Raw genomic sequence first — 4,617 nt, 5'->3', positions numbered from 1 at the left:
CCAGGGCGGCGCGCACGCGTTGCGCCAGGGGCTGACGCAGGAGCTGCCCTGGATCAGGAAACAAGAGCGCCTGACGTTCGCGCGCGTCGGCGTCACCGATCCCTTGTGCCTTGCCGACTACGCGGCGCACGGCGGGCTCGCCGGCCTGCGCCGCGCGCTGGCGCTCGAGGCCCCGGCGATCGTGCAGCAGGTGCTGGACTCGGGCCTGCGCGGTCGCGGCGGCGCGGCGTTTCCCGCGGGAATCAAGTGGCGCACCGTGGCCACGGCGCAGGCCCCGCGCAAGTACGTCGTGTGCAATGCCGACGAAGGCGATTCGGGCAGCTTTTCCGACCGCCTGGTGCTCGAAGGCGATCCCTTCATGCTCATCGAGGGCATGCTGATCGCCGGCCTGGCCACGGGGGCGGAGCACGGCCTCGTGTACGTCCGCTCGGAATATCCCCGCGCGCTCGCGGTGTTCGGCGCAGCGCTTGCCCTGGCACGCACAGCCGGCATCGTGGGCGCCGACGTGCTGGGCAGCGGGCGCGCCTTCGACCTGCAGCTGCGCAAGGCCGCCGGCGCCTACGTGTGCGGCGAGGAAACGGCCATGCTCGAGAGCCTGGAGGGCCGCCGCGGCATCGTGCGCGCGAAGCCGCCGCTGCCCGCGTTGCAGGGTCTGTTCGGCATGCCCACGGTGATCCACAACGTCATCACGCTCGCCTCGGTGCCCTTGATTCTTGACAAGGGGGCGCCGTTCTACCGCGACTACGGCGTCGGTCGGTCGCGCGGCACCCTGCCGATACAGCTCGCGGGAAACATCCGCCGCGGCGGCCTGGTCGAAAAAGCCTTCGGCGTCTCGCTGCGCACGCTGGTGGAGGAATTCGGCGGCGGTACCGCGTCCGGCCGGCCGGTGAAGGCGATACAGGTCGGCGGGCCGCTGGGCGCCTACGTGCCGCCAGCGCAATGGGACCTGCCGCTGGACTACGAAGCCTACGCGGCCGTGGGCGCCGTCGTCGGCCATGGGGGCATCGTGGTGCACGATGACACGGCGGATATGTCGCGCCTGGCGCGCTACGCCATGGCGTTTTGCGCCATCGAATCCTGCGGCAAATGCACGCCGTGCCGCATTGGTTCCACGCGCGGGGTCGAGGTGATCGAGCGCATCGCCGGCGCGCAGGCCAGCGCGCAGACGCGGCCGCAGCAGGTACAACTGCTGCGCGATCTGTGCGACACCATGCTGCACGGCTCGCTGTGCGCAATGGGCAGCATGACGCCGCTGCCCGTGCTCTCCGCGCTGGAGCACTACCCGCAAGACTTCGGGCTCGCCGCAGACGGCCGTGACGCCGCATGACGCCCGCGACCCAAAGAGGAACCCCCCGATGCTTGATCATCTGAAATCCCGTGACCATGGCACGCCGCTGCGCGCGTCGAGCGAGGAGGTCACCGTCGAGATCGACGGCAACGAAGTCACCGTGCCCAAGGGCACCTCGGTCATGCGCGCGGCTGTTGACGCGGGCATCCAGGTGCCCAAGCTATGCGCCACCGACAGCATCGAGCCCTTCGGCTCGTGCCGTCTGTGCCTGGTGGAGATCGAGGGCCGCAAGGGCTACCCGGCCTCGTGCACGACTCCCGCGGAGCACGGCATGCGCGTGCGCACCCAGACGCCCAAGCTGCAGGAACTGCGCAAGTCCGTCATGGAGCTATACATCTCCGACCACCCGCTCGACTGCCTGACCTGCAGCGCCAACGGCGACTGCGAGCTGCAAAACATGGCCGGCGTGACCGGCCTGCGCGCCGTGCGCTATGGCTTCCAGGGCGCGAACCACCTGGACGGCCAGAAGGACGAATCGAATCCCTACTTCACTTACGACCCCTCCAAGTGCATCGTCTGCAGCCGGTGCGTGCGCGCCTGCGAGGAAACGCAGGGGACGTTCGCGCTGACCATCAGCGGCCGGGGTTTCGCCGCGCGCGTCTCGCCCGGGCAAGATCAGCCGTTCATGGCCAGCGAATGCGTGAGCTGCGGCGCCTGCGTGCAGGCCTGTCCTACGGCCACGCTGCAGGAAAAGTCCGTGATCGCGCTCGGCCAGCCGGAACACCACACGCTCACCACCTGCGCGTACTGCGGCGTAGGGTGCAGCTTCCGGGCCGAAATGAAGGGCAGCGAGGTGGTGCGCATGGTGCCCTGGAAGGACGGCAAGGCGAACGAGGGCCACTCCTGCGTGAAGGGCCGCTTTGCCTGGGGCTACGCCACGCACAAGGACCGCATCACCCGGCCCATGGTGCGCAAGAGCATCGACGACCCGTGGCGCGAAGTCGGCTGGGAGGAGGCCATCGCGCATGCGGCCTCGGAGTTCCGGCGCATCCAGAGCCAGCATGGGCGGGAGGCGATCGGTGGCATCACCTCCTCGCGCTGCACGAACGAGGAAACCTACCTCGTGCAAAAGCTGGTGCGCGCGGCCTTTGGCAGCAACAACGTCGACACCTGCGCGCGCGTCTGCCATTCGCCCACGGGCTACGGGCTGGGCCAGGCGTTTGGCACCTCGGCCGGGACACAGACCTTCAAGTCCGTGGAGCAAGCCGACGTCATCATGGTCATCGGCGCGAACCCTGCGGCCGCGCATCCGGTGTTCGCTTCGCGCATGAAAAAGCGCCTGCGCCAGGGCGCCCGGCTCATCGTCGTGGACCCGCGCCAGATCGATCTCGTGAAAGCGCCGCACGTCCGCGCCGAATACCATTTGCAGCTCAGGCCCGGAACGAACGTGGCCGTGATTTCGGCGCTGGCCCACGTCCTCGTCACCGAGGGACTGTGCGCCGAGGACTACGTCGCCGAGCGCTGCGACCAGCCGTCGTACCGCGCGTGGAAGGAGTTCGTCGCGCGCGCGGAGAATTCCCCCGAGGCCATGCAGGCCGTGTGCGGCGTTCCCGCGGCCACGCTGCGCCAGGCAGCCCGGCTGTACGCCACGGGCAATGCCGAGGGCCGCGTCGGCACGCGGCGGCCGAACGCTGCGATCTACTACGGCCTGGGCGTGACGGAACACGCGCAGGGATCGACCATGGTCATGGGCATCGCCAACCTCGCCATGTGCACCGGCAACGTGGGGCGCGAGGGCGTGGGCGTGAATCCCTTGCGGGGGCAAAACAACGTGCAGGGAGCCTGCGACATGGGATCGTTCCCGCACGAGCTGCCGGGCTACCGGCATGTCTGCGACAGCACGGTGCGCGCGCAGTTCGAGGCCGCGTGGAACGTGGAACTCAGCCCCGAACCCGGCCTGCGCATCCCGAACATGCTCGACGCCGCGCTCTCGGGCAGCTTCAAGGGCCTGTATTGCGAGGGCGAGGACATCGTGCAATCGGACCCGAACACCCAGCACGTGGCCGAGGCCATGCGCGCCATGGAGTGCGTCGTGGTGCAGGACCTTTTTCTCAACGAAACCGCCCAATACGCGCACGTGTTCCTGCCCGGCTCCTCGTTCCTGGAGAAGGACGGTACCTTCACCAACGCGGAGCGGCGCATCGCGCGCGTGCGCAAGGTGATGCCGCCTCTGGCCGGCCATGCGGATTGGGAAATCACCCAGATGCTCTCGAACGCGCTGGGCTACCCGATGCACTACCGGCATCCCGGCGAGATCATGGCCGAGATTGCCGCACTCACGCCGACCTTCGCGGGCGTGAACTACGAGAAGCTCGAACGGCACGGCAGCCTGCAATGGCCGTGCAACGACGACACCGATGCACTCGGAACGCCGATCATGCACGTCGGGAAGTTCGTGCGCGGCAAGGGCCGCTTCCTCATCACGAAGTACGTGGCCAGCGACGAGAAGCCGACTGCGCGCCATCCCTTGCTGCTGACCACCGGCCGCATCCTGAGCCAGTACAACGTGGGCGCGCAGACGCGGCGCACGCCGAACAATCTCTGGCACGACGAAGACCGGCTGGAGATCCACCCGCACGATGCGCAGGATCGCGGAATCCGCGAAGGCGACTGGGTCGGCGTGCAGAGCCGTGCCGGCGAGACGGTGCTGCGCGCGACCGTCACCGAACGCATACAGCCTGGCGTCGTCTACACCACTTTTCATTTCCCCGAGTCGGGCGCCAACGTCATCACCACGGACAGTTCGGACTGGGCAACCAACTGCCCCGAATACAAGGTGACGGCGGTGCAAGTCATGCCCGTGGCGCAGCCCTCCGCGTGGCAGCAATCGTATGCGCGCTTCCATGCCCGGCAGCAGAGCCTGTTGCAGGCCGGCACGCGGGCCGATGCTCCGGTCGCCAGCGAATGAAGCCCATGGATCTTCCACTGCGCAGGAGCGCGGGCTCACGCCCCGTGGCAGTTGACCGCCTGCGCGGCGGCCGCGCCATCGCCACGCAGGACTGCGTGGCCGAGGAAGTGCCCGTGGCCCTGGAGTACAACGGCGTGTCCCACGCCGTGATGCTGGCGACGCCGGCGGATCTCGAAGACTTCGGCCTGGGCTTCTCGCTGACCGAGGACATCGTGGACCGGGCCTCGGACATCCGCGGCATCGACGTCGTTGCGGGCCCGCATGGCATCACCGTGCGCATCGACGTGGCCAGCGCCTGCTTCGTGCGCCTGAAGGAGCGGCGGCGCAATCTCGCCGGGCGCAGCGGCTGCGGGCTGTGCGG

At 68.7% G+C, this 4,617-nt stretch carries 3 protein-coding genes; all 3 read left to right on the top strand.

Features of this window, described 5'->3' with window-relative positions; translation table 11 throughout:
- Nucleotides 1-1,327, top strand: a 1,327-nt coding sequence (locus tag VTU_RS0102650) for a complex I 51 kDa subunit family protein (RefSeq protein ID WP_010100484.1), incomplete at its 5' end; no start/stop codon positions are given.
- Nucleotides 1,328-1,355: 28 nt separating this feature from the next.
- On the top strand, nucleotides 1,356-4,256 hold the full coding sequence (gene fdhF, locus VTU_RS0102645) for a formate dehydrogenase subunit alpha (protein WP_010100482.1): 2,901 nt from the start codon (nucleotides 1,356-1,358) through the stop codon (nucleotides 4,254-4,256).
- A partial coding sequence (locus VTU_RS0102640; protein ID WP_029554041.1) for a formate dehydrogenase accessory sulfurtransferase FdhD occupies nucleotides 4,253-4,617 on the top strand: 365 nt, incomplete at its 3' end. The genes fdhF and VTU_RS0102640, both read left to right, overlap by 4 nt.

It is taken from the genome of Verminephrobacter aporrectodeae subsp. tuberculatae At4 (genome assembly GCF_000193225.1).
Taxonomy (GTDB): domain Bacteria; phylum Pseudomonadota; class Gammaproteobacteria; order Burkholderiales; family Burkholderiaceae_C; genus Acidovorax; species Acidovorax aporrectodeae.
Note: the sequence above shows the minus strand (reverse complement) of the source record. Positions and strands in the feature narration are given on the sequence as shown.